This is a genomic window from Brucella sp. HL-2 (genome assembly GCF_025846885.2).
GTDB lineage: Bacteria > Pseudomonadota > Alphaproteobacteria > Rhizobiales > Rhizobiaceae > Brucella > Brucella quorumnocens.
On record NZ_JAOYTK010000023.1, the window covers coordinates 26,060 to 49,640 of the forward strand.

Here is a 23,581-nt window from a genome sequence, read left to right on the forward strand (position 1 = left end):
TAGCGAACAGCGCATTTCGATTTTACCCGAAAATCCGCTTGTCAATTTGGTCAAGCATTTCAAAAACAAACTGCCGCAAAATGGAGTGATCCATTTGCGGCAGACATTGGTTTCAAAGACAGAAGAATTTTAGGCGTGAGCTTCCTCGACATGGTTCAACGCCTTCTGCTGTTTGAAAGCTGCGGCCTTGACGGCGGCCTGTACTTTTTCAAAGGCGCGCACTTCAATCTGACGCACGCGTTCGCGGCTGATGCCAAACTCACCGGAAAGGTCTTCCAGAGTCATTGGGTCTTCTGAAAGGCGACGAGCCTGAAAAATGCGACGTTCGCGTTCGTTAAGCGTGTCCATGGCCTGTTCGAGCAGCGAACGGCGGCTTTCCAGCTCGTCCTGTTCAATCAGAACCTGTTCCTGGCTGCTGCTGTCATCGACCAGCCAATCCTGCCATTCGCCCGATTCCCCTTCACTCGCGCGCAGAGGCGCATTGAGCGAAGCATCGCCGGACAGACGACGGTTCATGGAAACGACTTCTTCTTCGCTGACTTGCAGCTTGGTCGCAATCTGCTTGACCTGATCCGGGTTGAGATCGCCGTCATCAAGCGCCTGAATTTTGCTCTTCATCTTGCGCAGATTGAAGAACAGACGCTTTTGATTGGCAGTCGTGCCCATCTTCACAAGGCTCCACGAGCGCAGGATATATTCCTGGATCGACGCCTTGATCCACCACATTGCATAAGTAGCAAGACGGAAGCCGCGTTCTGGTTCAAAGCGCTTGACTGCCTGCATCAGGCCGACATTGCCTTCGGAGATAACTTCACCGATCGGCAGGCCATAGCCGCGATAGCCCATTGCAATCTTCGCAACCAGGCGAAGATGGCTGGTCACCAGCTTATGAGCTGCTTTCGCATCAGTATGTTCATGATAACGCTTAGCCAGCATGTATTCTTCCTGCGGCTGAAGCATTGGGAAACGACGAATTTCTTCAAGATAACGGGTAAGACCACCGTCACCGGATGTAATGCTGGGGAGATTAACCTGGGCCATAGAGCACCCTCCTTTATAGTTTCAGGCTCCCATTTGGCGAACCTGTCGCGGGGGCTGCCTCCTGCACTTCCCACACGCGAGCCTCCATATATAGGCACGATTTTGGCGAAAACACGATCTTTAAACTCATGAAACAATCTGTCACTAGAATGTGAACAGCAAGGGAGCACATGCTCATCCATGATGCTGCGATAAGCACCCTTGCTATTTGTGTTCACGCACATCCCATCCGAAAACCGTTTCACACTTTTCGGGATGAGCTTAAACATAGTCATGAGTGGCCCAAAAACGAGCCCGATATTCTTTACAGGCTTATATAGAGTGGCTGCGGAAACTTTCCAGAAGGTGTTTCATATCTTCCGGCATCGCGGCTTCAAAGCGCATTAGCTCTTCTGTTGCGGGATGCGTGAAAGCGAGAAGCCATGCATGCAGTGCTTGGCGGTGGAAGCCATGTACGGCGTTCTTGAGCGGTTCTGGCAACTTGTTGGCTTTGGTTTTATAGGCACTGCCATAGTCCATGTCGCCGACAAGCGGATGGCCGATATGGGCCATGTGAACACGGATCTGATGCGTGCGACCCGTTTCGAGACGGCACTCGACCAACGAAGCAAGCGAGGTTGCATCTTCCTGTGGTGCAAACTTCTCAATCGTCGAATAATGGGTGACCGCGTGGCGCGCATCTTCGCGCTCTTCTTTCACGACGGCCTGTTTGGTGCGATCGCGATGCGAGCGGCCAAGATGGGCATCGATCACACCTTGCGGGCGCTCAGTCATGCCCCAGACGAGTGCAAGATAAGCGCGTTCCAGATCGCCGGTGCGACCGTGATCGGCAAACTGTTCGCTCAAATGGCGATGGGAACGGTCATTCTTGGCAACAACCATAACGCCACTTGTATCCTTGTCCAGACGATGAACGATGCCGGGACGGCGGATTCCACCGATACCGGACAAGCTATCGCCACAATGATATATGAGGGCATTAACAAGCGTTCCCGTCCAATTGCCGTTCCCCGGATGGACAACAAGGCCTGCGGGCTTGTTGATGACGATGAGATCATCGTCTTCATAGAGAATATCCAGCGGGATGTTCTCGCCTTGCGGATCGGCAGGTTCAGGCTCAGGCAGCACGATGGCAATCTTCATGCCTTCGCGCAGCTTTTGCTTGGCACCGCTGGCGGGAATACCATCGAGGGTCACATGACCCTCAGCAATCAGGGACTGGACGCGACTGCGGGAGAGTTCCGGCCCCAATGCTGCGGCCAGCCACTGGTCTAATCTTTTGCCTGCAGCATCTAGGTCGGCAATTAGTTCTTTCAATTGTCTCTTCCCTTCGTTATCACGCGCCCACGCGGGTGCATGAACCGGAGTCATTTAATGCAGGATCCACACTATCCCAGATATCAGAATCAGCAGGATTCAGGATATCAGGACTATCAGCAGGGCTATTATCCGGAACAACAACAGCCGGAACCCCCGCTTGATCCAGCGATGGAGAAAGTCCGTCGCAAGATGATCCGTCTGCTTGCAGTTTCCATCGGTGTTATGTTGATAGGTCTTATGGCTGTGCTTGTCGCCGTTGTCTACAAGATCAATCGCGCGCCGGACGCAAGCGAAACAGAAGCTGCGCGCACAGACATTCCGGGACAGGCTGCAATTGCACCCTCGCTGCCTGAGCCAATCAAGCTGATTGAATCGCAGATTGAACTTGCGCCGGGTACGCGCCTGCTGTCGCAAAGTCTGTCTGGCCAGCAGCTTTCGCTGGAAACTTTACTGCCAGACGGCGGCACTGAGATTATCGTTTACGATTATCGCGAGTCCCGTATCATTGGCCGCATCAAGCTCGGTAATGTCGAGTAATTCATGAGTTACAGGGCGGCAGTTTTGTCGCCCTTTTCAATATCAGCTGGCATTGCGCTTTGGGCTTGTCAGGTCTATATCAGCGGAAGCTACTTGGCTCTGCGCCCATCGTCTAGCGGTTAGGACGGCGCCCTCTCACGGCGCAAACAGGGGTTCGATTCCCCTTGGGCGTACCAAGATTTCAACACCTTCAATTAAAATGGCTCTTGCTCGCGAATTGACGTCTGTTCAATTTGGAGAGACGTTCGCGCGCTGACTGGTTGAAGCGGTAGCCTCTAGCATTGGACGCAAACGTTGCTTAAAGAGTTTGATGCACGGCATAAAGCCATTACAAGTCTACTCCTGATCACAGATATATCGACGACAGTTGAAGAGCTAAATACTGAGGGTGAAAATGCGTCATACGAAATACTCCGCTGTCTTCTGCGCCGCTTTAGGAATGTACGCATTCCCCCTTGTTCCAGCATTGGCCCAAGCAGGGTTTGACTGCGGAAAAGCTTCGACTGCAACGGAAAAGGCGATTTGTTCTAAGGAAGAGATTGCCGAGGCAGACCGTGCTATGTCGATTGCGTATTCTGCACTGATTGAAAGAGCCGATCCTGCATTGAAGGAAGCACTTCGTGTGGATCAGGGCGACTTCATTCGGTTGCGCACTCAGGCGTTTGAAAGCAATTTATCTAATCAAGAAAGCAAACTGCAAGGTTTGCTGGACCGGACAGAAATGCGCGCAGAGTTCCTCAACTGGATATCGGTCACCAGCAACTCATCCTTTGAAGGCAACTGGCGCAACGAATGGGGCCTCGTAGAGCTGGAAAAAAATACATCAGGCCAGCTGTCGGTGAAAATCAACGTTGCCGATCAGGCGAATGGGAGCTGGGTGTGCAACTTCGAGGGTGTGCTTGAGCAGAAAACACCGGGTGAGGCAGAGTTTAAGGGCGGGTCCGGACCCCTTGTGCTTCAGTTGGAAGGAGCAACCTTGAAAATTCCTACACAATTTTGCGATGAGTCTACTTCCGGTGGCTTTGGCACTGCGGCCGGCACCTATTTTCGCGTTGGTGCACCATAATCGGTGCACACCGCGCTGGTAATGGGGCCGACATCCTTGGTTGTATCAGAACCTTCGGCCAAGGTGCCTATTCTGCTCAGGGACTAATCGGAGAATCGGCTCTGTATGAACCAAGCGAAATCTATCAGGAAGCAGAACTGGTGCTTCTCGGCGATTATATCCCTGATCTTTGGCGCAATAACCGCATTCATTTTCTACTATCTTGTTTTCTTCGGCGTGGGTAACGACGGATATCTGGTGATATTCTGTGTCTACACGGCACCCGTGGGGATCATATCCGGTCTCTGGGGCCTATTTTACTGGCGCAGCTTTGTTGCCTTTATAGGCTTCATTCTGAGCCTCTCACCGCTTGCCTATTTGTGATCGCACGATGAAGAGCCCTCATTAGCAAGGGTGATCAGAAAATGGTCTGGGGAGATGTTTGCCATTCCAGTTGCAAAAATTTGCAACTGGAGCATTGCCGGTGCATAATCTCAGCATGAGTGAATCGTATAAGAAACCCGATTATGAGCAGGAGTTGAGGCAGGCTGGTGTCCGCATTACGCGGCCGCGCCGCATCATCCTGAACATATTGACTGAGACGGAAGATCACCCGGACGCGCTGGAGATTTTCCGGCGTGCGGTCGAGATCGACAATAGCATTTCGCTATCCACCGTTTACCGGACTATGAAACTGCTCGAAGAGCTAGGTGCGATCCACCGCCACGCCTTTGCTGGTGGACCGTCCCGGTTCGAACAGGCGAGTGGCGCACATCATGACCATATTATTGATATGGATAGTGGCGATGTGGTCGAATTCCGCTCTGACAAAATCGAAAAATTGCAGGAAGAGATTGCGCGTTCGCTCGGATATGAGATCGTTCATCACCGTCTCGAACTTTATTGCAAAAAAATAAAATCCTGAGGGAACCAAATCCCTCAACTGGCGTTTTTTGCTATGAGGACTGCAACCCGCCCCGCAAGCAGTCTTCATCGTTCACTTCAATCTCCCCGTATGAAGTGGACAGCGAGAATGCCGCGCAGACGCCCCCGTTTATGCAGCTGGCGTTCCGCATATTCAGAGTAAAGCCGTTGTGGTGAGGACCATAACGGCTTTTCTTTGGTCGTGTGACTTGGATTGATGGGCCAATTGAGCGTGTCGCGCTATAGCGGTTCCAGTTAAGACTGAAACGTTAGAACCGCTGTAACTGTTTGTTTTTACGCATTATCCAACGCAAAATCACTTCGCACTTTTTGCTGGAAATGCTTTAATCGCACCCGTGGCACGTGCTCTAGGTTCATTTAATTGTTGCATGTTCGCGGGAGCTCAAATGAATCCATTTGAGCGCGGCATTCTTCAGAGCCCATGCAGCCTTTCGGCGGCCCAAAGCAGGTTCTAACTTACTGGCTCTACGCATCGTGCTTTCCCAAAATCGATTCCGATTTTAGGGCCGATGCGCTGGTCTTTCTAAGAATCGAATTGTTCTGCCGGAACCGTAAGAGAATAGACAGCGCCTGCGCCATCCACGCGGTATTCAGCATGTCCACCCACAGCTGAGGGAACAATGCGTTGTAGAACGGCGCTGCCAAAGCGCGGATCGTGTTGATAGACTTCGGGCATAGACGGGTTGGTTTCTTCCCAATGAAAAACCAGCTCCTCGTCACCTTTTTCCGTACGGTGGATTTTTGCGGAGATGATAACGCGTCCATAAGGGATCGAAAGCCCACCAAAAGATGTCGCGTTGATAATCAGCTCATGCAGAGCAAGGCCGACATGCAATGCAGCACCTGGGAAAAGATAAGGATTGTCGCTTTCGATGATCAGGCGCTCATCGTTAATGTCGATATATTTTTCAATCTGTGAGCGGACGAGATCGAGAAACAATGCGCCGTGCCAATTGGAATCGGTCACCAGATCCTGAGAATAGGAGAGGGACTGGATACGACCGCGAAATTTTAGAAGAAAGTCATCGACAGAATCAGTGAAGCGAGCCGTTTGGCTGGCAATGCTCTGCACAATGGCGAGCAAATTCTTTGAGCGGTGGCTGACCTCGCGCAACAATGTTTTCAACACTTGTTCGCGGCGTTTCAGCTCGCTGATTTCAAGAGCCGTGGTGACCAGCCCCAATACGGTTCCATCGGAATCGCGATCGCAATCAATGTGAAACTCTATCCAGCGAAGTTTATCGCCGTCGTTGATAGCCAACTCGACATTCTGTGCCGTGCCAGTTTCGAGTGCTGTCTGTTTTGCATGATCAAGCCGCGACATGGATGTGGAGAAGATAAAATCGCAATCCTTGCCGCCCGCTTTCCATTTTTCCTGCCAGTAAGTGGGGATGTTTTCGCCCCATGAGTAAAGGAGGTCGGGTGTTTGATAGAGAACGCAAACATTGCTGTTCCGCACGGCTCGCAACAATGCGCGCAAACGTGAAGCATCCGGCTCTGTTTCTTTGAGAGTTGGGTTTGATGCTGTCATGAATGCCTCAACTGCCGTCCGTTGTAGAATGAAAATAGCTTGGTGATCGATAAAATTGTGTTTTGAAATAGAGAGTTTAAGAACGTCTGATTGTTTCGAAGACGAATGATCGCGCCGTTGGCTGGAGCCTTATCACGACGCGATCTATTTGTGGGCTGGGGGAGGGCTGAAATATGCCCTCTACCAGCAATATTCCTTCTATCCCTTAAGCCTTGCGGATAGCAGAAGCGATCAGCGATACGACGAGCAGCGCCAGGAATACGAAGAACAGAATCTGTGCGATACCGGCTGATGCGCCAGCGATACCACCAAAGCCCAAAGCACCTGCGACCAGAGCTACCACGAGAAAAACGAGAGCGTAATAAAGCATTTTGGTTCTCCTTTTCATTGATTGAAAGGGAAACGTTCTGTCTATGCTTTTGGTTCCTTGGAATAGACAATTTGCAGGTCCAGACCCAAAAAAATCACGCGTTTTCAAGCGGATGATTGTTTGCTGAAAGCTAATGCCCCTGAAAAGATTTTCTTTACAGGGGGCACTAACTTATGGGCTCTATCGTGTGTTTTTAGGCTGCGACTTGAGCGGCTTCCTCAAAAAACAGGGCTTGGCTGATAAGCGCCTTGACCATGTCGGGATTAAACGGCTTGGTCACAAGGAAGGTCGGCTCAGGCCGTTCGCCTGTGAGGAGGCGTTCCGGGAAAGCCGTGATGAAGATCACAGGAACAGTATCATCCTGCAGAATTTCATTGACCGCATCGATACCCGAGCTTCCATCCGCAAGCTGAATATCCGCAAGCACCATGCGTGGCTTTTCGCGCTTATACAGCGCAAGCGCTTCATCCTTAGTGCGCGCAATACCAACCACTTCATGACCCAGACTTTCGACCATCTGTTCGATGTCCATGGCAATCAGCGGTTCGTCTTCGATGATCATGATGCGGGTCGCGACCTGCTTCGAGATTTCGGTGGAAGCGGCTGCCAGAATCCGACCAAATTCACTTTCTTCCAGTTCGAGAATTTCGGCTGCCTCACGATCATTGAAGCCCTCGACTGCAACGAGCAAAAATGCCTGTCGCGGCAAGGGAGCGATATGAGACAGGTTCCTTGCTGCCTGCTTTTCCCATGCAAATTCAGACGCAGGTTCCGGTATCTGGACGGACGCCGTCTTGTAGAGACTGCAGAACAGTCGATAAAGAGCAATTCGATCAGCAGATGAAGGCGGGAAGATACTGATATCTGCGATCAAAGCTTCCAATGTTGCTGCAACATAGGCATCACCCGATGCCTGCGAGCCTGTCAGGGCGCGCGAAAAACGACGAAGATAAGGAAGGTGCGGCGCAATACGCGTCGATAACGTCATGGTTCATAGACTCCTCAGTGCCGCTATTCTTGTTTTTTAACACTCACGGTCAGGCCTGAAAGCCTTTGGAGAATGTTATAGAGCGCGGCATTATGATACGAAAACGTCACGGCTTGAAAATAGTTCCACGAGAAAGTGACAATTCCGGGAACTTTTTGAGAGTGGGTGCATTTAGCCTGTGAATGCTGGGGCTTGGTAATATCGAAACAGGGCTTAATGCCTAGAATGAACAAGAGATGACGAATAAGAAAAACTTTCATGCGAACGGGGTCGGGGTACGGCTAAACGGGCGCGTCCGGAAGGACATTTTGGGGCCAAACTGCGAAGTAGGCCTCAAACTAAAAGCGCTTTATACTTCGATACAGGATGAGACAATTCCGGATCGTTTTCTCGATCTTTTGGAAAAACTCGATCAGGCTGAACAGGAGAGTACGCGTGAGCAGAGCACTGGTTCCGTCGGCTGAGGAGATGGCGCAATTCAAGCGTGAACTCCTGGCATCGTTGCCGAGTCTGCGTGCGTTTGCCATATCATTGATCGGTCAGCATGACCGCGCTGACGATCTCGTTCAGGACACAATAATGAAAGCCTGGGCCAAGCAGGAATCCTTTGAGTTGGGTACCAACATGAAGGCTTGGCTCTTTACGATCCTTCGTAATGAATTTTACACGCAAATGCGCAAGCGCGGTCGTGAAGTGCAGGACACTGATGGCGTGTTCAGCGAGCAGCTTGCCGTGCATCCTTCGCAGTATGGAATGCTGGATTTGCAGGACTTCAAAGCAGCTCTCGACCAATTGCCTGATGATCAGCGTGAAGCAATCATTCTGATCGGTGCATCAGGCTTTGCCTATGAGGAAGCTGCCGAAATCTGTGGGTGTGCTGTGGGCACGATCAAAAGTCGTGTCAGCCGGGCTCGTACGCGTCTGCAGGAGATATTGCAGATTGAAGGCGATGCAGACTATGGACCCGATGCGAACTCCTCCCGCGTGACTTTGAGAAGCTTTGCCTAGAACACGACCCGAAAAGCGGGTGCCGGTGTTCTGACTAAGATATGCGTAAAAACAAAAAGATAGAGCGTCGTGCGCCCTCTCGGGCGCTATACAACGATGCTCTAAACTTTCGTATCAACGCAGTGGGCCTTCCAAAAATCGATACCGATTTCTGGGCTGATGCCGTTGTGGTTTTTAAGCATTAGCTACTTGAAGATTTCGCTCTACTAATATTTGCTTGCGAAACCAGCGCCGGTGACCCGTAATGGTCATCGGCGCTGGTTGCGGCTTCAAAACGTTGCAGCGCCGTCTATTTCAGGCGCTTTCGCGCGTGAGGCTTAAGCTTAATAATTCTATCGTGGATTGACCTTTGGTATCAGCCTTTTCAACTCGTCTTTTAAAACCTTCCGTTCGGCCGATAGCATTCATCGTGTCGCTTAGCTTAGTTCTGTTGTCGGCGCTGATAACACTGTTCCTTTCCTATGGTGTTAACAGCCAGGTCGTTGATATCTCCAAGAATTTCGAACTGCGTGAGCAGGTCGGCCGGGTCACGCGCATTGCCTATAATATCGAGATGAGTCGTCGCGGCTATCTTCTGACTTTGGATGACGCCTATCTCGAGCTTTACCAGCGCTCAATCGTCAATATCGATCAGACGCTCTCCGATCTTGCTTTGTTGACGGAAGGCAATCCGCAACAGGATGCCCGGGTCAAAAAGATCAAGGCGCTGGTCGAGCGTGCACATGATGATGTGCGAACCACAGTCAATCTCGCCAAGGCGGGCAGGGTTCAGGAAGCCATTGAAAAAGTGCGCGGTGATGAGGGCAGGCTCCTGATGGATCAGCTCTCCGAAACTGTCTCTCAGTTTATTGCCACCGAAGAACAGGAACTTGCCGAGCGTAACGCCCATATTCATCAGATGCGTTACTGGCTGACAGCGACTTCGATTGTTGCGCTTGCCTCCGCTTTCGTTCTGGGCTTTTTGCTCTTCTCGCGTGTTCAACGCGCGGCACGCGTTCTTTTTGAAGGTCAGTCGGCCTTGCTGTCGGAAAAAGAGCTTCTTGAAAAGCGTGTGGGTGAACGGACAGCTGAATTGGAGAAAGAACGCGCCATCGCTGAACGGGAGCGTCAGCGCGTCGAGATTCTTTTGCAGGATTCCAACCATCGTATCGGTAATTCTCTTGCGACTGTTTCGTCGTTGCTTGGGCTGCAGCTGCGACAGACGCGCAGTGAAGAAGCGCGCGCCGCCCTTTCTGCCGCCCGCGATCGTGTGCAGACCGTTTCCACTGCCCACCGCAGGCTTCGCCTGGGTGAAGATATGGAATCGACGCGTATCGACGAGTTTCTGGAAACCGTTATCGAGGATATTCGCAACGCTATCGGCGAAGACCGCAAGATCAGCTTTCAGACCGATTTTGCGCCGCTTGATCTCAAAGCACGCGATGTCACCACCGTCGGGATCATTTTGGGCGAACTCATCACCAACGCCGTCAAGCACGCCTTTAAGGGGCGGCAAGAGGGGCAGATCGCAGTGAGTTTCAAATTTGATGATGAAACCGGAATACCTGCTCTGATCGTTGAAGATAACGGTGTTGGTTGGCAGAGGGACGAGACTGAGAACGCCAAGGAACAGACCGGGCTTGGAACGCTGGTCGTCGAGCAGCTTTGTATGCAGTTCGGTGAAAAGCCCGTCTACGAAACGGCTGAGAGCGGTTCCGGCACACGTGTCATTGTGCGTCTTTCATCCCTTGCGAGCACAAAAGAAGATCCAGAAACTGAAGCCGCCGGATAAAAGGCACTGATAACAAAAGACATCTCCCCGTGATCAGAGCCAGTTCCAACTTTTTCTGGAAATGCGCGGATCACGGGGAGATGCTTTTTTGACTACAGCATAATTCCTTAAAGTTGAATCAGTTTAAGGAATTATGCTGTAAATATAAAGTGTTAGAGCGACCTTTGTGCGCCCAAGAGGGCGCACGGCGCTCTAGCGCTTCTTCTTGTCTGAAAGCATGCTGACAAGTGCAATGCCGACCAGCGGCAACGCGACGGCCAGTATCGGACATTTCAGTATAGATGGCACCGTGGCAATTGCAGCCGTGGCCATCAGGGCCGATTTGTCCGCCTCAATGCGCTGCTTGCGTTTTTTCTCTTCTGCAGCCGCCTGAATTTTCAGAACAGCGAGAATCAGCAGAGCGAGGATCAGCGACAGACCCGCAAGAATCAGCGCTGCAATCGGTCCGCCGTAGTTTTCCGCTAGAGCCAAAAAGGCCGCGACGCAAAGAAACACAACAGCGATAAGGCCGAAGACAGCAATTGCCGCCCCAAAAATGGCGGCACGCTTGGCTCGTCCAGTGAGGAGCTTCAGCTCTTCACCGGCAAGTGATGCCACGACTGGCGCCAAAAGTTTCAGCATGGCGCGGATCAGCGACGCGAGAGGAGGGCGAGCAGATAACCGACGCCGACAGCTGTCGCGAGCGATGCAATCGGCCGGGCGCGGATCGTCTCGGTCAGCTGAGCTTCGACGTCTTGCGCCTTGTTCTTGAGGTCGCCAACGACGTCTTCGCTTTGCACATAGGCACTTTTATAGGTTTCTTTGGCAGTGCGCTTCGCATCGCGGACGGTCTGCGAACCGAGATTAGCCAAGGTAGCAGCAATGGCTGCAATATCTTCCTTGAGTTGTTCGACCTGTGACTGAAGGTCTTCGGTTGTCGAATCCGTCAGTGCTTCTTCGAGCTTTTCCTCGATTTTCCGCGTATTTGTTGTTCCGCGCGCCATGTCAGGCCTCCTGTTCGATCTCTGGTCTGCAACACATGTTGTTCAGCCAAGATAACGCTATTCAGGCCCAATGGTTGCATGCAAAGCCGCAGGTCAGCAACTCAATGCATGACCTACTGCAAGTCATGGTAAACATCGGCGGGAGCCGGAGATGGGCTGTTGTTCTTCTCGCTTCAGGCGAAAAGCAAATATGCGGCACCAAGCAGGGTTATGAAAGCCAGACCGTAATGGGATGGCTTCAACAGCGGCTGCTGCACAGGCAATGGGTCTTCATTGCCGGCCATGGCCGTGCGTGCCGCATTTTCGAGGGTCTGAATGTCCTTGAACATCATTGGCATGTCCTCCACAGGCCTCAACCAGGTCCGTGCACTTATGAGAAATGTCGGTCCTGACTGTCTTGTCTATATCACGTCTGATTTGAAGTTTTTATGCAATAGGTATTTCTTCCGCGGTTCAGTTCATTTTGCGGACCTCTAACGTGGGAAAATATAACTAAATTCAAAACATGACTTGCATCATCAGGTTAATGGGAGTTAAGAAAAGGCCGACAAGCGGCGCGACGGTCTGCATGAACGATCAGTCATAAGCGCTCGGACCTGAACAATCAAAAGGCGATCAAGATGACTGGTTTCTGGCGAAAAGGCTTCACGGCTGCGGCGATGGGCGTGGGGCTGCTGGCATTTGCGGGTTCTGCACTTGCGCAAGGCGCGTCCGAGCCTGCCACCAATAATCCGGCTGCAACAAGTCCAGCGCCGACAACGCCAGCGCCAAGCACACCTGCTGCAAGCGAGCCGACAGCTCCGGCACCTGCAAGCCCAGCACCTGCAAACTCGGCGCCAACTGCTGAACAGCCAGCGACCACACCTTCAGCGACGCCATCAAACGAGCCTGCTGCAACCCAACAGACCGCGCCTGAAGTATCACAGCCTGTGACAACCGCAGAGGCGGCACCCACATTCGTATTGCCACATGATCTTTCGCCTTGGGGCATGTTCATGGCCGCCGACTGGGTGGTCAAGTCGGTCATGATCGGCCTTGCCCTGGCATCGCTTGCAACCTGGACCGTTTGGGTTGCCAAATCCCTTGAACTTGCTGGTGCACGCAGCCGCGCCAAGCGTGCCATGAAGGTGATCGGCCATTCGGCGACGCTTTCTGAGGCTGTACGGTCTCTGGACGATGCGAAAGGCCCTGCTGCAATTCTGGTACGTGCTGCCGAAGATGAAGTTCGCCTCTCTGGTCCGGCACTGGCCCGTGCAGGCGGTGAAGGTCTTAAAGAACGTGTTTCTTCGCGCCTGTCGCGTATCGAAGCGAAGGCTGGTCGTCGTCTTTCCAAAGGTACGGGCATTCTCGCAACCATTGGTTCAGTTGCACCTTTTGTGGGTCTGTTCGGTACTGTCTGGGGCATCATGAACTCGTTCATCGGCATCAGTCAGGCACAGACGACTAACCTCGCTGTCGTCGCCCCCGGTATTGCAGAAGCATTGCTTGCAACGGCTATCGGCCTTGTGGCGGCTATCCCGGCGGTTGTGATCTACAACGTCTTTGCTCGTGCGATCACAGGTTATCGTCAGCTTCTGGCAGATGCGTCTGCCGGTGTTGAGCGTCTGGTGAGCCGCGATCTCGACTTCAAGACTGCAGGTGTGCCTGAGGGCAAGCTGCACGCTGCGGAGTAACGTTTATGGCTGGCAAAATTCGCGAAAGCGACGGCGACGATCTGGAGCTGAACCACGAGATTAACGTGACGCCGTTCATCGACGTTATGCTTGTTCTTCTGATCATCTTCATGGTTGCGGCGCCGTTGGCAACGGTCGACATCAATGTCGACCTTCCCGCATCAAGCGCAACACCTGCGCCACGCCCGGACAAGCCGATTTATGTGACACTGAAGGAAGATCTGACCGTCAGCGTTGGCAATGACACGGTGGTTCGTGAAGGTCTCGGACCCAAGCTCGACATCGTGTCGGAAAAGAACAAGGAATCCCGTGTCTTCCTGCGTGCTGACAAGAATGTTGGCTATGGCGAGCTGATGCGTGTGATGAACCTGCTGCGTGAAGCAGGCTATCTCAAGATTGCACTCGTTGGACTTGAGACCATTGGTGCTGCTACGCCTGATGGCTCTGCAGCAGCAGCCCCAGATCAAGCTCCGACCCAAGCTCCAGCTATTCAGGGAGCTCAGTAAATGGACAGACTCCCGCCCGAACATCCCCCTATAAAGAATGTGGCGTCGACCGATAGCCATCATCATTCCTTCTGGCATGATGCAGGGCGCTGGATCGGTGCGGGTATTATCGTTCTTAGTGTTCATGCCGCCGGTGCTTATGCTGTGCATCTGACGAAAGAGGAAGATCAACCGGATGGCGCGCAGGTCGCAGCCATGGTGATCGAACTTGCGCCTGAACCTGAAGCTCCGATGGAAGAGGTGGCCTCTGAGGCTCCACAGCAGGAAACAGCTGCAGAGCCTGAAGAACAGGTTGAGCCTGAACCGGTGCCGGAAGAAATCAAGGAACCAGAGCCAGAGCCTGAACCGGAACCTGTAAAGGAACCGGAAGAAGTGATTCCGGATGTGGTTGAAGCGCCGAAGCCGGAAGTGGCTGTGCCGCTGCCGATTGAAAAGCCTGAGCCAAAGCCGGAAAAGAAGGTTGAAAAGCCGAAGCCTGAGAAGCCGAAACCGGTGCAGAAGGTCGAAAAGCCAAAGCCCAAGAAGGCGGAGCCTGCCAAGGAAACACGTCAGGCCAGTGCACCGCGCATGGATGTTGATGCAGGTGCAAAAGCTGTAGCCAATCGCCGGGGCGACAACAATGCTTCTGCCGGTGTCAGTTCCAACAAGTGGCAGGCCAAGCTCTATTCGCATTTGTTGCGCCGTACACGTTCTTTGCAACGTAAGGCCGGAAGCGGCGTAAAGGGTACGGCCCAGGTCGCTTTCGTTGTTGATCCATCCGGAAATATTCTTTCCGTAAGGTTGGTTGGATCATCAGGCAATCCAACTGTCGATCAGCTGGCAGTTGAAGCAACGCGTAATTCGTCGCCTGTGCCTGCTCCTCCAGCGGCAATTGCTAAGCCGAGAATGCCGATTACGGTGCCAATTCAGTTCAAATAAGCTTTTGGAATTTCTTCATTAGAGCGCGTTTCGATCTGATTGAATCGGATCGGCGCTCTAACTCATTTTACTTTTAGCATAGTCTTATCGATCCTCGTTTCAATCCGATAGGACTATGCTCTAAACAAAAAGCCCGGCTTTCATGCCGGGCTTTTTGCTTCTGTTCTGGCGGTTGCGTAACTTATTCCGATGAGAGCGCTACTGCTGGCAAAAGCCGCGAGGCTTTACGTGCGGGCAGAAAGCCAAACACAAGACCTGTTGCAAAGGCGCAGGCAAAGGCGAGAAGCACAGGACCTGCGCTGAAACCAACAGGTACACCTGCCCAGGATAGGGCCGCTGCTGTGCCGACGCCGAGTATAACACCAACAGCACCGCCAATTGCCGAGACTGTCAGCGCTTCGGTGATGAACTGAAGCAGAATGTCGCGTCGTCGCGCGCCTGTTGCCATGCGAACACCGATTTCACGCGTTCGCTCAGTGACGCTGACCAACATGATATTCATGACGCCGATGCCGCCGACCAGAAGCGAGATTGCGGCAACAGATCCCAGAAACAGCGTCAGGGTCGATCCCATCGCTGCCGCGTCATCGCGAATCGAGGACATGTTTGTGATCATGGTGTCACGCTGCTTGTGGCGGTGGTCCAGCAATTCCTGAATTTGATCCTGTGTCGTATCGATCAGATCCGAGTCTTTTACCTGAACCGTGATTGTGCGGACAAATTTCTGGCCAAACAGCCGGAGATTTCCGGTCGAAAGCGGTACGATCACCACGTCGTCCTGATCCGACCCACCAAAGCCAGCTCCTTTGGGTTCCAAAGTACCTATCACCTGAAAAGGTATTTTCTGGATTAGGATGTATTGACCAATGGGGTTTGAGCCATCCGGGAACAGTGTTTTGACCACCGTAGCGCCCAGCACCGCAACGGGTGCATAGGTTTCCATATCATGATCGGCGATGAAATCGCCTGTTGCGACCTTCCAGGATTTCGCTTCCGTGAATGCCGCAACAGTGCCGTTTGCCTGCGATTGGTAATCGACATTGCCGCGCCGGAGCGTAACGCTGCCAGTCACTTCTGGAACAGCCGTTTTTATGTTGGGCAGCTGCAGGATAGCGTCGGCATCTTCCGGCACCAGCGTTGCCACTGAGCCAGAGCCACGAAAACCCGGCATGGATGGTCGAATGAGCACCAGATCGGTGCCCATTGCGTTGATACGGTCAAGAATAGAATTCTGCGCGCCTGTGCCGATGGCAAGCATGGTGACGACCGAACTCACACCGATGACGATGCCGAGCAAGGTGAGGATTGTGCGGAAAATATTGGCGCGCAGCGCACGCATTGCCATTTTCACCGCTTCCGAAATATCGGCAATATGTGCGGCACCACTTGCTGTCATTTGCTGCAAGGTTTGTGGTGCATCGCTAATCGGCATTTCACGATTGGTTGTGTCGGACAGGATCTGTCCATCGCGGATTTCGATCAGCCGGTCTGCCCGTTCCGCAACTTCACGGGCGTGGGTGATCACGATAATCGTATGACCCTGTTCATGCATGGAGCGAAGCAGCGCCATGACATCTTCGCCACTCTGACTGTCGAGCGCGCCTGTCGGTTCATCCGCAAGAATAATGCGTCCGCCATTCATAAGCGCACGTGCGATGGAAACGCGCTGCTGCTGACCACCGGAAAGCTGATTGGGGCGATGGTCCAAGCGGTCGCCGAGTTTCAGTGAGTTGAGAAGTTCGGCCGCGCGTTCATGGCGTTCGGTGGCCGGCATGCCTGCATAGATCGCCGGAACCTCGACGTTTTCTTGCGCGGTCGATGTTGCAATGAGGTTGTAGCTCTGGAACACAAAGCCGAAGGTGCGGCGGCGCAATGCGGCCAATTCGTCTGCATCAAGGGTTGATACATCTTCGCCATCGAGCAGATATTCACCGCCGCTGGGACTGTCGAGACAGCCCAGAATATTCATAAGCGTCGATTTACCCGAGCCTGATGCGCCCATGATAGCCACGAACTCACCGGCGCGTATATCAAGCTTAATGCCATGCAGAACCTCAACGGCGAGATCGCCATTGTGATAGGTCTTGCTGATATTGTTCAGTCTGATGAGGGGCGCGTCGTTCATGGATGCTCCCATCAGAAGAACATGCCGCCGGGCCTGCGACCGCGCTGGGTTGAGCCTGCCGTTGCCGAGGCGGAGGTGACAACCACCTTGTCGCCTTCTTCAAGCCCGCTCTTGATTTCCGCCTGTACGCGGTTACGAACGCCCACCTCTACGGTGCGCTCCGTGGTGGAGCCGCTTTTATCGACGACCTGAACCGTTGCTTGTGGTTTGCCTTGGCCTTCGCGCTTGGAATTGAGCGCTGCGGTCGGAACGATCAGCACATTGTCGGCGTGATCGAGAACGAAATAGACCTGTGCGCTCATATTGATCATGAGTTCGCCAGTTGGGTTGGGAACGTCGAACAATGCATAATAGAGAACGACATTGTTGTCGGTCTGTGGCGTTGGCTTGATCTGACGCAGTGTGCCGGTAAACCGTTTGTCAGGCTGGCCGAGCAAGGTGAAATAAACCGGCATATTGGGCTTAAGTTTGCTGATATCGGCTTCAGAGACCTGTGCCTCGACCGTCATCACCTTGAGATCCGCAACCGTGACGACCGTCGGCGCACTTTGCACGGCGTTCAGTGTTTCGCCTTCCTTGGCGGCTTGGTCGACGACGGTGCCAGCCATCGGGCTGTAAATCTTGGTGTAGCCGAGATCGACCTTATCGCTGGCAAGCTGCGCTTCCTGCTGGCGGATTTGCGCGCTTAAAGCTTTCACGTCAGCGTCAGCCATGGCGAGATCAGCATCAGCCTGATCGATAGTCGACTGTGAAGCATTGCGGCTTGCGAGCAAGGAGCGCTGACGGGCAGCATTCGACTTTTTCAGCGTTAGTTGCGCTTGCTTGCTTAAAAGCTGGGCTTTGAGATTGTCGAGCTGCGCACTGGCGATTTCAACTTTTTTCTCAAACGGCGAGGGGTCAATCTCGGCAATCAGGTCCCCCTGTTTGACCTCGTCGCCAACTTCGACCTTGACGCTTTTAAGCTGTCCGGAAACCTGAGCGCCGACATTGATACTGCGCAGGGCGCTGAGCGTGCCGACGGCGGTGATCGAATTTTCGATATTTCCGCGTTCCACTGTTTCGGCCAGATAGGTGCTTTTCTGGCTACCGCTTTCGCGTGCGCTCAGGAAATACCAACCCGCGCCCAAAGCGATAGCGGCGATTGGCAACCAGACCCACAAACGGCGTCGATTACGCGGTGCACGCTTGGCTGATGCGGTCTTTTTCTGACCTGCCGGAAGTGAATCGGTGGATCTAAGCACCCTGTACCCTCTGAGAATTCAATGTAAAGTAGCTGTATTAATCAGATATCTATGCTCACCCACTCAAGAATTCATCTTAATTATTTGTCATGCGCGGAATGGTCCTAGAGCTTAGATTCGCGAAAAATCTGCTGAGAAAAGTGATCTAGAGAGTGCAAATAAAAAAGCCGGAACGAGGTTCCGGCTTTTCATAATGCTTGCTTGGTAATTTATTCAGGCCGTTCCGGTCGAACCAAAACCGCCCGCACCACGGGCGGTTTCGCTGATTTCGGAACGTTCTTCGATCTTTGGCTGAACGACAGGTGAGAAGACTGCTTGTGCAATGCGCATACCGCGTTCGATGCGGAAGTCGTCGTCGCTCAGATTGATCAGAAGGACCTTCACTTCGCCCCGATAGTCCGAATCGATTGTGCCCGGTGTGTTGAGGCAGGTGATGCCGTTCTTGAATGCGAGGCCCGAGCGAGGGCGGATCTGAACTTCGTAGCCTTCCGGGATTTCGAAGATGAGGCCAGTTGGCACCAAGGTCCGGCGGCCCGGCAGAAGTACGATCTGGCGGTCTTCGGCAACAGCCGCACGGAGATCCATGCCAGCAGAGCCGGAAGTTTCGTAAGCGGGGAGTTCAAGGCCGTCCGCATGTTCGAGGCGGATGATGCCGAGCGTTGGTGCTAGAGCGGATGCTGCGGTCATGAGGGAGCCTTTCCTGCGAAAATTCAAATTGGCGACGCTCATACGTGAAATTGCACCAAAGGTGTACAGTCTATTTGACGTTTTGCAATGATACTGCGGCACAGGATCATGCTTTTACACCATGAGCTGCGATGTCTGAGCCAATTCAATCCCGTTCCAGCGGTACGGACGTGGTTTCCTTGATCTCTTCCATCACGAAAGAGGCTGACACATCTGACAGGGGGACGCTGGCAATCAGGCGCTGATAGAGCCGGTCGTAGGCTTTGACGTCGGAAACACGCGCTTTCAGCACATAGTCGAGATCGCCCGTCATGCGATAGACGCCAACGATTTCAGGAAAGCGCGCCATGGCCGAGCGAAACTTGCCCAGCCAATCAGGATCGTGGCTCGATGTGCGAACCAGAATGAATACCGAAAGGCCGCAACCAGCCATCTCGGCATCGACAAGAGCGACACGCGCCTTGATGAAGCCTTCATCTTCCATGCGCTTGACGCGCCGCCAGCAGGCATTGCGCGAAAGATGCACACGCTCTGAGAGAGAATCAACGGACAAGGTTCCGTCAATTTGCAGTTCACCCAATATTTTGCGATCAATTTCATCCAATGAAGGTTTCATATTGGGATATTTGTCTCAAAGAATCGTATTTATCAAGGACAAATTGAGATTTCATCTCGTTTGCTTTTGCTAAAATGATTTTCTAGACAAGGTGCAATCTGCGCCGCGTAACGGGAACAAATTACTCATTGACGGGAGTATTTCCAATGACAACACGTATTACCCGCCTCTTTACCGAGCATCCGGAATCTGTTGACGAAACCTATTTTCAGCATATGGCCTTTGCCGGTCGTTTTTCATTCAAGCTTTTTTGCGCAGCGTTCGCAGCGCTTATCCATGCAATTTTGCCATTTTTATTCGAGAAGACGGCAAGCACGATCGTCCGCCAGCTTTATGAGCGGACACACAACCGGGGCCGGTAATTTCCGGATCAAACATGTGCCGTTGGGCCGCCTATCTCGGACCTGAGACTTATCTGGAAGACATTATTTCGTCTCCCTGCCATTCGCTCGTGGCCCAAAGCCACGATGCGCATGAAGCCAAAACACGTACAAATGGCGACGGTTTCGGGGTTGCCTGGTACGGAAATCGCGATGAACCGGGGCTTTATCGGGATATTCTGCCCGCTTGGTCTGATCAAAACTTGCGGAGCCTGGCGCGGCAAATTCAGTCGCGCCTTTTTCTTGCGCATGTCCGAGCATCAACGGGCGGACTAACCAGCCGCTCCAATTGCCATCCATTTGTGTCGGGCCGCTGGAGCTTCATGCATAACGGCCAGATTGGCGACTTCGACCGGTTGCGGCGCAGGCTTGAAGGCCACTTGAGCGACGACGTCTATCGTCAGAAACACGGTGCAACTGATTCAGAGCTGATCTTTCTGCTGATGCTGGAGTTTGGGCTTGATGGCGATCCTGCACTGGCCATGAAACGTATGGTCGCAACGATTGTTGAAGAGGCTGTGCGCGCCGGAGTTCCACCTTATTTGCGGCTGACTGCGGCTTTTTCCGATGGGAACCAGCTTTATGCGATCCGCTATGCCACCGATGCTTTTGCGCCAACACTTTATACGGCGACACTGGGCAGTGCGTCTGGTATTTGCGTGGTTTCTGAGCCGCTTGATGGCGATAAGGCAAACTGGATGGCGGTGCCGGCAAACAGCTTTGTCACTGTTTCCCGGCAGGGGCGTATTGCGATTGATGTCTTTGAAGGACCGATCTCTCAGCCCCGCGACGCAGTTAAGGCTTAGGCGCTGCCGATCAAAATGCCTGCGGCCAGAACCAAAGCGCCGCCGAACACCACTTGCAACGCCGCGCGGAAGAACGGCGTTTCCATATAGCGGTTCTGGATAAAGGCGATTGCCCAGAGCTCGAAGAACACCAGAATCGCTGCAATCGTTGTTGCGGTCCAGAAATCGCTGATCAGGTACGGCAGAGTATGGCCAAGGCCACCCAGTGTCGTCATGATACCGCAGGAGAGCCCGCGTTTGATGGGTGAGCCTCGACCAGACAACTTGCCATCATCATGTACGGCTTCGGTGAAGCCCATGGAAATCCCCGCACCGACCGATGCCGAAAGGCCAATCAGAAATGTCTGCCATGTATCCTGCGTAGCAAAGGCTGCAGCGAAAATCGGCGCAAGGGTCGAGACTGATCCATCCATGAGACCCGCCAGACCCGGCTGCACATAGGTCAGGATGAACCGTTTGCGCTCGAGCGCGCGCTCCTCATCTTGCACCGTATGTGGTGTCAGTTCGTGCTCCAGCGCCTCGGCTGTCACCTCATGCTTTTTTTCCTGCTGGGCCAGATCACCAAGAAGCTTACGCGTGCCTGCATCAGTTACACGCTTCGCGGCCTCGATATAAAAGCGGTAAGCTTGTTCTTCCATCTGAGTTGCGGCGTCGCGCACCTTGTCGATGCCAAGTGGGCGCACCAGCCAGTCGGGCTTGCGCTCAAAATAGCCGCTGACATGTTCGCGACGGATCAGTGGGATGCGTTCACCGAAGCGCGCGCGATGCCGTTCAATCAGCGCATCACGGTGCTCATGTTCTTCTGCCGCCATTTGTTCGAATATTTTTGCCGACTGCGGAAACTCGTCGCGCAGACCATCGGCATAAGAGAGGTAAATACGTGCATCATCCTCTTCAGAGGATATGGCCAGCGCCAATATTTCCTGTTCGGAGAGCGAATCAAAAGGTCGGCGACCATTGCGAAAGAATCGGCTGAGCATTTCAAAATTCCATAGTTTAGAATAATTCTAAAATAAGTTTTATCGTGTAGAAGTCAAGCTTTGCAGCGCCCGCAACTGGAGCATTGGAGCGCCGATCTGATAAAATCATATCGGCGCATCTCAAAGTTTGCTTTCACGCGCATCTTGTCCGAAAACCGTTTCACACTTTTCGGGATGCGCGTTAAAACCCACTCCAAAATACAACGACCAGAAAAGAATTGGATCGATGGCACCGACAAACTCTCATGCAAGCAACAATCCCCGACCATTAAACCGGCAGGATTTTCGCACTCTTGGCCTATCGGCATTGGGTGGCGCGCTGGAGTTTTATGATTTTATCATCTTCGTGTTTTTTGCGAGCGTTATCGGTCATCTGTTTTTTCCGCCCGACATGCCGGACTGGCTGGTGCTGATCCAGACGTTTGGCATTTTCGCGGCAGGTTACCTGGTGCGCCCGATTGGTGGCATCGTGCTGGCGCATTTTGGCGACAAGTTCGGCCGTAAGCGCGTATTTGCTTTCTCGGTTTTCCTGATGTCGATTTCGACATTGGCCATGGCCTGTTTGCCAACCTATGCAACGCTGGGTGTTGGTGCGCCAATCCTGTTGATTATCTTCCGCATGTTGCAGGGTGCTGCCATTGGCGGTGAAGTGCCTGGCGCATGGACCTTCGTGGCTGAGCATGTACCGGCCAATCGTGTTGGCATGGCGTGTGGTTTCCTTTGCTCGGGTCTGACGCTTGGCATTATGATCGGCTCGCTGATTGCAACCGCCATCAATTGGATTTTCACCCCGGAAGAGCTTGCTGCCTATGCTTGGCGCATTCCGTTCTTCATCGGTGGTATTTTCGGTCTGTTTGCCGTTTATCTGCGCCGCTGGCTGGCTGAAACGCCGATCTTCACCGAGATGAAGAACAGCCATTTGCTCAAGGACAAGCTGCCGCTTGGCACGGTTCTGCGCAACCACATGCATGGTGTTGTCATTTCCGTGTTGCTGACATGGATTCTGTCGGCAGGCATTGTCGTCACGACGCTGATGACCGCCACATTCCTGCAGAAGCTTTACGGCTATACGCCGCTGGAATCGCTGGCTGCGACGAGCTTTGGTACGCTGTTTCTGATGTTTGGGACCGTGACTGCTGGCGCGATTGTCGATCGTATCGGCAGCGGAAGATTCTTCGCGGTCGCTGGTGTCTTTTTCGGTGTTGCAACCTTCGCGTTCTACACCTATGCGGCGGTTTCCCTGCCTGTTCTGTTCGCGCTGTATGCGGTGATGGGACTTTCTGTCGGTATGGTTGGCGCTGTTCCTTATGTGATGGTGCGCGCATTCCCAGCGCCTGTCCGCTTCTCTGGCCTGTCGTTTTCCTACAATATTTCCTATGCGATTTTTGGTGGTCTGACGCCCGTTGTTGTAACATCGTTGCTCGCGGTCAATCCGATGGCACATGCGTGGTATCTGGTGTTCATCGCCGTTCTGACTTCCGTGCTCGGCCTCTACCTGATGGCGCGCAGCGATCAGGTTGAAGGCGAGATTGGTCTTGACGAGCTGCCAGTTGGGGACGTTGTTACACAGACGAACTAAACAAAAAGGCCGCGAAAGCGGCCTTTTTGTTGCTGATCAGAGAATCTTTTGCATGAAAGTCAGATCGAGCCAGCGTCCGAATTTCTGGCCGACTTGTTTCAGCGTTCCGCAATCTTCAAAGCCTTGCGATTTATGGAGCGCAATGGAGGCCGCATTGCCTGATTCAATGCCCGCCACGAGGACATGGACTTTTCGGTTACGGGCTTCTTCGACAAGCTCGGCGAGAAGGGTGCGCCCAATACCGCCGCCCCGTGCGTCACTCGCCACATAGACGGAGAGTTCGGATGAGTGGCGGAAACCCTCAAACGGGCGGAAAGGGCCATAACTCGCATAGCCAACAACTTGCCCCTCACGTTCGGCAACAAGCACCGGAAAGCCGTCGCGATTGCGGGCTTTGAGCCATTCACGGCGGTTTTCCAGATCGACAAGTGTGTCGTTCCAGATGGCGAGCGTGTTCTTGACCGCGTCATTGTAGATTGCGAGCAGGGCAGGGAGGTCAGCTTCGTTGGCAAAGCGGATAGTCAGGGTCAT

At 53.1% G+C, this 23,581-nt stretch carries 27 protein-coding genes and 1 tRNA gene; 14 read left to right on the forward strand and 14 right to left on the reverse strand.

Going from position 1 to position 23,581, the window contains the following annotated elements:
* Positions 1-129: 129 nt before the first annotated feature.
* Together rpoH and OIV19_RS18605 are read right to left on the reverse strand one after the other, a co-directional pair.
* Complete coding sequence (gene rpoH, locus OIV19_RS18600) at positions 130-1,041, reverse strand: RNA polymerase sigma factor RpoH (RefSeq protein ID WP_264232796.1); 912 nt, start codon at positions 1,039-1,041, stop codon at positions 130-132.
* A 312-nt stretch (positions 1,042-1,353) separates the two neighbouring features.
* Complete coding sequence (locus OIV19_RS18605; protein ID WP_191793450.1) at positions 1,354-2,412, reverse strand: RluA family pseudouridine synthase; 1,059 nt, start codon at positions 2,410-2,412, stop codon at positions 1,354-1,356.
* A 3-nt stretch (positions 2,413-2,415) separates the two neighbouring features.
* Here OIV19_RS18605 and OIV19_RS18610 point away from each other — a divergent pair, with 3 nt between their 5' ends.
* From OIV19_RS18610 to OIV19_RS18630, 5 genes are all read left to right on the forward strand, one after another.
* Positions 2,416-2,898 carry a hypothetical protein gene (locus OIV19_RS18610; RefSeq protein WP_095447308.1) on the forward strand — a complete coding sequence of 161 codons (483 nt, stop codon included), beginning with the start codon at positions 2,416-2,418 and terminating at the stop codon, positions 2,896-2,898.
* 101 nt (positions 2,899-2,999) lie between these two features.
* Positions 3,000-3,074: transfer RNA gene (locus OIV19_RS18615), tRNA-Glu, on the forward strand.
* A 218-nt stretch (positions 3,075-3,292) separates the two neighbouring features.
* Positions 3,293-3,964, forward strand: coding sequence for a lysozyme inhibitor LprI family protein (locus OIV19_RS18620; RefSeq protein ID WP_095447307.1), 672 nt, complete (start codon positions 3,293-3,295; stop codon positions 3,962-3,964).
* A 105-nt stretch (positions 3,965-4,069) separates the two neighbouring features.
* A complete protein-coding gene (locus OIV19_RS18625; RefSeq protein ID WP_210318362.1) occupies positions 4,070-4,327 on the forward strand; it encodes a hypothetical protein in 258 nt (85 codons plus the stop codon).
* Positions 4,328-4,442: 115 nt separating this feature from the next.
* Positions 4,443-4,868 (forward strand): Fur family transcriptional regulator, encoded by a 426-nt coding sequence (locus OIV19_RS18630; protein WP_024895691.1) that lies wholly within the window; start codon positions 4,443-4,445, stop codon positions 4,866-4,868.
* A 543-nt stretch (positions 4,869-5,411) separates the two neighbouring features.
* Here the strand turns inward: OIV19_RS18630 and OIV19_RS18635 are convergent.
* The 3 genes from OIV19_RS18635 to OIV19_RS18645 all read right to left on the reverse strand — a co-directional run bounded on the left by OIV19_RS18635 (position 5,412) and on the right by OIV19_RS18645 (position 7,777).
* A complete protein-coding gene (locus OIV19_RS18635) occupies positions 5,412-6,419 on the reverse strand; it encodes a PAS domain-containing sensor histidine kinase (RefSeq protein WP_095447306.1) in 1,008 nt (335 codons plus the stop codon).
* A 205-nt stretch (positions 6,420-6,624) separates the two neighbouring features.
* Complete coding sequence (locus OIV19_RS18640) at positions 6,625-6,789, reverse strand: DUF1328 domain-containing protein (protein WP_007876538.1); 165 nt, start codon at positions 6,787-6,789, stop codon at positions 6,625-6,627.
* Between the two features lie 193 nt (positions 6,790-6,982).
* Complete coding sequence (locus OIV19_RS18645) at positions 6,983-7,777, reverse strand: response regulator (protein WP_095447305.1); 795 nt, start codon at positions 7,775-7,777, stop codon at positions 6,983-6,985.
* A 236-nt stretch (positions 7,778-8,013) separates the two neighbouring features.
* Here OIV19_RS18645 and OIV19_RS18650 point away from each other — a divergent pair, with 236 nt between their 5' ends.
* From OIV19_RS18650 to OIV19_RS18660, 3 genes are all read left to right on the forward strand, one after another.
* Positions 8,014-8,241, forward strand: a complete 228-nt coding sequence (locus OIV19_RS18650; RefSeq protein WP_095447304.1) for a NepR family anti-sigma factor — start codon at positions 8,014-8,016, stop codon at positions 8,239-8,241.
* A 4-nt stretch (positions 8,242-8,245) separates the two neighbouring features.
* Positions 8,246-8,785 (forward strand): RNA polymerase sigma factor, encoded by a 540-nt coding sequence (locus OIV19_RS18655; RefSeq protein WP_095447303.1) that lies wholly within the window; start codon positions 8,246-8,248, stop codon positions 8,783-8,785.
* A 349-nt stretch (positions 8,786-9,134) separates the two neighbouring features.
* Positions 9,135-10,556 (forward strand): CHASE3 domain-containing protein, encoded by a 1,422-nt coding sequence (locus OIV19_RS18660; RefSeq protein WP_264232805.1) that lies wholly within the window; start codon positions 9,135-9,137, stop codon positions 10,554-10,556.
* A 192-nt stretch (positions 10,557-10,748) separates the two neighbouring features.
* Here OIV19_RS18660 and OIV19_RS18665 read toward each other — a convergent pair whose 3' ends face one another.
* The 3 genes from OIV19_RS18665 to OIV19_RS18675 form a co-directional block, all read right to left on the reverse strand.
* Complete coding sequence (locus tag OIV19_RS18665; RefSeq protein ID WP_264232807.1) at positions 10,749-11,177, reverse strand: phage holin family protein; 429 nt, start codon at positions 11,175-11,177, stop codon at positions 10,749-10,751.
* Between the two features lie 8 nt (positions 11,178-11,185).
* The gene (locus OIV19_RS18670) at positions 11,186-11,539 is read right to left on the reverse strand and encodes a DUF883 family protein (protein ID WP_151096046.1); all 354 of its coding nucleotides are present in this window, start codon (positions 11,537-11,539) and stop codon (positions 11,186-11,188) included.
* Positions 11,540-11,712: 173 nt separating this feature from the next.
* A complete protein-coding gene (locus OIV19_RS18675) occupies positions 11,713-11,871 on the reverse strand; it encodes a hypothetical protein (RefSeq protein WP_167388302.1) in 159 nt (52 codons plus the stop codon).
* A gap of 288 nt (positions 11,872-12,159) precedes the next feature.
* On the opposite strand from OIV19_RS18675, the gene exbB reads away from it, so the two are divergent.
* The 3 genes from exbB to OIV19_RS18690 are packed head-to-tail and all read left to right on the forward strand — an operon-like array spanning position 12,160 to position 14,636.
* Entirely contained in the window at positions 12,160-13,212 is a 1,053-nt protein-coding gene (gene exbB, locus OIV19_RS18680; RefSeq protein WP_264232809.1) for a tonB-system energizer ExbB, read from the forward strand.
* A gap of 5 nt (positions 13,213-13,217) precedes the next feature.
* Positions 13,218-13,718, forward strand: coding sequence for a TonB system transport protein ExbD (exbD, locus tag OIV19_RS18685; protein WP_264232810.1), 501 nt, complete (start codon positions 13,218-13,220; stop codon positions 13,716-13,718).
* Positions 13,719-14,636 (forward strand): energy transducer TonB family protein, encoded by a 918-nt coding sequence (locus tag OIV19_RS18690; RefSeq protein ID WP_095447297.1) that lies wholly within the window; start codon positions 13,719-13,721, stop codon positions 14,634-14,636. It abuts the gene before it with no gap.
* 181 nt (positions 14,637-14,817) lie between these two features.
* Here the strand turns inward: OIV19_RS18690 and OIV19_RS18695 are convergent, their stop codons facing one another.
* From OIV19_RS18695 to OIV19_RS18710, 4 genes are all read right to left on the reverse strand, one after another.
* Positions 14,818-16,773 carry a MacB family efflux pump subunit gene (locus OIV19_RS18695; protein ID WP_421522417.1) on the reverse strand — a complete coding sequence of 652 codons (1,956 nt, stop codon included), beginning with the start codon at positions 16,771-16,773 and terminating at the stop codon, positions 14,818-14,820.
* The gene (locus OIV19_RS18700) at positions 16,773-18,002 is read right to left on the reverse strand and encodes an efflux RND transporter periplasmic adaptor subunit (protein WP_264232811.1); all 1,230 of its coding nucleotides are present in this window, start codon (positions 18,000-18,002) and stop codon (positions 16,773-16,775) included. Before OIV19_RS18700 ends, OIV19_RS18695 begins: the two co-directional genes overlap by 1 nt.
* A 213-nt stretch (positions 18,003-18,215) precedes the next feature.
* The gene (gene dut / locus OIV19_RS18705; protein ID WP_095447294.1) at positions 18,216-18,689 is read right to left on the reverse strand and encodes a dUTP diphosphatase; all 474 of its coding nucleotides are present in this window, start codon (positions 18,687-18,689) and stop codon (positions 18,216-18,218) included.
* A 145-nt stretch (positions 18,690-18,834) separates the two neighbouring features.
* Entirely contained in the window at positions 18,835-19,305 is a 471-nt protein-coding gene (locus OIV19_RS18710; protein ID WP_095447293.1) for an Lrp/AsnC family transcriptional regulator, read from the reverse strand.
* A gap of 146 nt (positions 19,306-19,451) precedes the next feature.
* Between OIV19_RS18710 and OIV19_RS18715 the strand changes: the two genes are divergently transcribed.
* The gene (locus OIV19_RS18715) at positions 19,452-19,667 is read left to right on the forward strand and encodes a DUF6356 family protein (protein WP_064321024.1); all 216 of its coding nucleotides are present in this window, start codon (positions 19,452-19,454) and stop codon (positions 19,665-19,667) included.
* Between the two features lie 14 nt (positions 19,668-19,681).
* Positions 19,682-20,491 (forward strand): class II glutamine amidotransferase, encoded by an 810-nt coding sequence (locus OIV19_RS18720; RefSeq protein WP_264232814.1) that lies wholly within the window; start codon positions 19,682-19,684, stop codon positions 20,489-20,491.
* Here OIV19_RS18720 and mbfA read toward each other — a convergent pair.
* Positions 20,488-21,471, reverse strand: a complete 984-nt coding sequence (gene mbfA / locus OIV19_RS18725) for an iron exporter MbfA (protein ID WP_095447291.1) — start codon at positions 21,469-21,471, stop codon at positions 20,488-20,490. The two genes, OIV19_RS18720 and mbfA, sit on opposite strands and share 4 nt — an antisense overlap.
* A gap of 226 nt (positions 21,472-21,697) precedes the next feature.
* Here mbfA and OIV19_RS18730 point away from each other — a divergent pair, with 226 nt between their 5' ends.
* Positions 21,698-23,050 (forward strand): MFS transporter, encoded by a 1,353-nt coding sequence (locus OIV19_RS18730; protein ID WP_191794036.1) that lies wholly within the window; start codon positions 21,698-21,700, stop codon positions 23,048-23,050.
* Between the two features lie 36 nt (positions 23,051-23,086).
* Here the strand turns inward: OIV19_RS18730 and OIV19_RS18735 are convergent, their stop codons facing one another.
* Positions 23,087-23,581: a GNAT family N-acetyltransferase gene (locus tag OIV19_RS18735; RefSeq protein ID WP_264232818.1), complete on the reverse strand. Its 495-nt coding sequence runs from the start codon at positions 23,579-23,581 to the stop codon at positions 23,087-23,089.